At 39.1% G+C, this 2,769-nt stretch carries 1 protein-coding gene and 2 pseudogenes; 1 reads left to right on the forward strand and 2 read right to left on the reverse strand.

Annotation, left to right across the window (positions count from 1 at the left end):
* Window positions 1–155: 155 nt before the first annotated feature.
* Window positions 156–1,101 (reverse strand): annotated as a pseudogene (locus tag METMK1DRAFT_RS00715) (transposase).
* A gap of 301 nt (window positions 1,102–1,402) precedes the next feature.
* Here METMK1DRAFT_RS00715 and METMK1DRAFT_RS00720 point away from each other — a divergent pair.
* A complete protein-coding gene (locus METMK1DRAFT_RS00720; RefSeq protein ID WP_009069625.1) occupies window positions 1,403–2,170 on the forward strand; it encodes a glycosyltransferase family 2 protein in 768 nt (255 codons plus the stop codon).
* Window positions 2,171–2,491: 321 nt separating this feature from the next.
* Here METMK1DRAFT_RS00720 and METMK1DRAFT_RS15880 read toward each other — a convergent pair.
* A pseudogene (locus METMK1DRAFT_RS15880) lies at window positions 2,492–2,769 on the reverse strand (IS256 family transposase); the annotation flags it as partial.

The following is a 2,769-nucleotide window of genomic DNA, read 5'->3' on the forward strand; positions in this document are numbered from 1 at the left end:
ATCATCTCATCATTGTAATAATATTGTAAGAACCCTTATTTCTTCGTGATATGATCAAATATATTCAGTAATTCCTTCATTGAATAAGTCTAAACCGAGAGATATATTACAATTTGCAAAGGAGCCCTGAATCACCCCACTCAACAAAAATTGATTTAGAGAAGCCTAACGAAAGAATCAAAGGATAAAGGCTTCCTACCTGGAGAAACAAAATTAAAGAACAAGTGATTCACGAGATTCCACGCAGAATCTAGGACAGTATAATAAAGAAAAAGAAAGACCTTGTTCCCCAACTTCCTAACGTACTTTATCCTAGCCTTCCTGACCTTGAAGCCCTCCTCAACCAACGAAGCCTATAAAGCTCAGCAAGCTCATAGGGATCACCAAGAAGAGACAAAAGTAAAATGCCTAGGTTTCTCCTTAACGTAAACAACGTCATAATAATAAAGACCGTCAATCTCAACCATCCTATAAGCAACGTAAATCCTATCTTCAACCTTGAAGATCTTCTCGACAAGAGGAAGAGTAGAGAGTTCCTTAAAAGCCTTCAAGCTGGACTTACCCCTTATTATTGTCTTGACCGGCATTTCATTCAACATGTTCAAACTCAAGAATCCCGCGTCCGCAAGCATGTAATCAATTTGAATGTGTTGTGAGACCTCTCTCACGCTTTGGAGTAGGAATTGTGATGGACTTTCATTCAAGTCTGCGATCTCAACGAGGAGGGTTAACCTCACGGGGTATACAAGGTCTAGTGATCTTGCTTTTATTCCCTTCCTCTTCCAGTTATACAGATTAAGATTCTTTACATTTTCTTGTTCTTTTTCTCCTATAGTTATTCCTGTCTCGTCTGCAGTATGCTTGGTTTTCCTTTCACTTTTTCGTAGAGTTGGTAGAACTTGAAGGTTTTCTTGTCTTGTAGTGCTTTTGTCCTTGTCTTATTAAGTATAAGTATTCTTTTCCTCTGTTCCCTGTCATTACTGATGGAGCTATTTTTGCGAGTTTTTGTTGGGATTCAGGAGAGATAATGTTAAGTCCTTCTAGTACAGATTGTATTGCGAGGGACTCCAACCCCGTTAAGGATAACGAGGGTGTTGTCATAATGGGGAAATGGAGTCCCTCGTTTTAACCTTTTCTTGTTCTTCTCGTTCTTCTACCTTTCTTCTCCTTTTGATAATACTAATCATATAGTATTACCTTAAATATACAAACATTGTTTTCTTCTTATTTTCTTGGTTAATCTTAAAATTTTTTAATAATAGCATTGAAATATGCCGACTTTTTCTATCTCTCTTGATATTTTTCTCTTCAATAGAAATTGTATCATTCTTAGTAAAATTGATGAAACTTCACTGAAAATATAGTCTCAAAATTTTTAAATTTCTCGTCTTAATCTGTAGAGATGAAAATAAGTGTCGTAATACCTACACTGAACAGTGAAAAAACTATTGGAATTACAGTTAAATCCGCACTCAGCGTTACTGATGAGGTAATAGTTGTGGACTCTTTTTCTTCTGACAGAACTGTGGAGATTGCTGAAAAGGAGGGAGCTAGAGTTCTCCAATTGAGGGGTAGTAGGTTAATTGCTAGAATTGAGGGAGCAAAAGTTGCAAGCGGAGATTACGTAGTTAACCTTGATTCAGACATGTACTTCTCTGAAAACTTTAAGGGATTTGAGGAGAAAGTTGTTGCATTAGGGGAAATAACTATTGGCAGAGGCATAGTTCACAAGTTAATGAGCGTGGACAGGGAAATAACTCATAAAAAGTGGGCTGAGAATCTATCGGTTAGTAATGGTGGTATAATTCCCAGAGTGTATGATAGGCAACTTCTATTGAAGGCTTATGAAATGATACCTTTAAACTTGAAAGACAGGCTTAACGCCTTTGAGGACAGCGTGATCTATTATAACGTTATGAAGCTGTACAAGGAAGGAAAAGTGCAGTTTATTCCTAATGCAGTTTATCACATAGAAGACGACTCCTTATGGCAATTTATGAGGAAGTGGTATAAGTACGGTAAGAACGCTAAGTTATTGAGGGGGACAGAGTACGAGAGGTTTATTTACGAGAGGAAGACTAGACCCGGGCTCACTTTAGGAGAGAAGGTGAAACTGCTACCAGTAACTTTAGTTAAGGGAATTCCGTTTGCTTTAGGCTATTACCTATAACGCTAGTACTTTCAGAAATTTTATAGCTTTTATCTTAAGGATTTACCGTTAAATCCTAGTCTAAGAACTTTCAGTAAATACTAGCGGATGGTTCTAATAGCATTAAGACGATTTTAGGATGCACGTCTTATGAGTTAATATTAAGTAAAAAGCATATTCGAGGTTCGTATTTAGTACATGTTAGCGAGCGTTAAAATTTAAGAGGAAAGCGTTGGGTGATTCAGGGCTCCTTTGCAAATTGTAATATATCTCTCGGTTTAGACTTATTCAATGAAGGAATTACTGAATATATTTGATCATATCACGAAGAAATAAGGGTTCTTACAATATTATTACAATGATGAGATGATAGGTCGAGAGGTTGTAGTTGAGGGCTAAGGCCCGGGCGATCTGGAGTATCCTCCAGGGGGAGTGGCACTTCCCGAACTCTCCAGGAGGGAGTTGAAGGACTCGGCCAGGTTGTTTGACCTGAGGAGGGGCCAGAGCTCCCTGGGGGCGAGGAGGTAGGAGAGGAGGGGAGAGCCACGGGTGGGGACGGACTCGGCGAAGGTTTCGCGTGTAAGCCGACTATCGGGACTACCACGGGAGCCACGGGTGGG

It is taken from the genome of Metallosphaera yellowstonensis MK1 (assembly GCF_000243315.1).
Classification (GTDB): domain Archaea; phylum Thermoproteota; class Thermoprotei_A; order Sulfolobales; family Sulfolobaceae; genus Metallosphaera; species Metallosphaera yellowstonensis.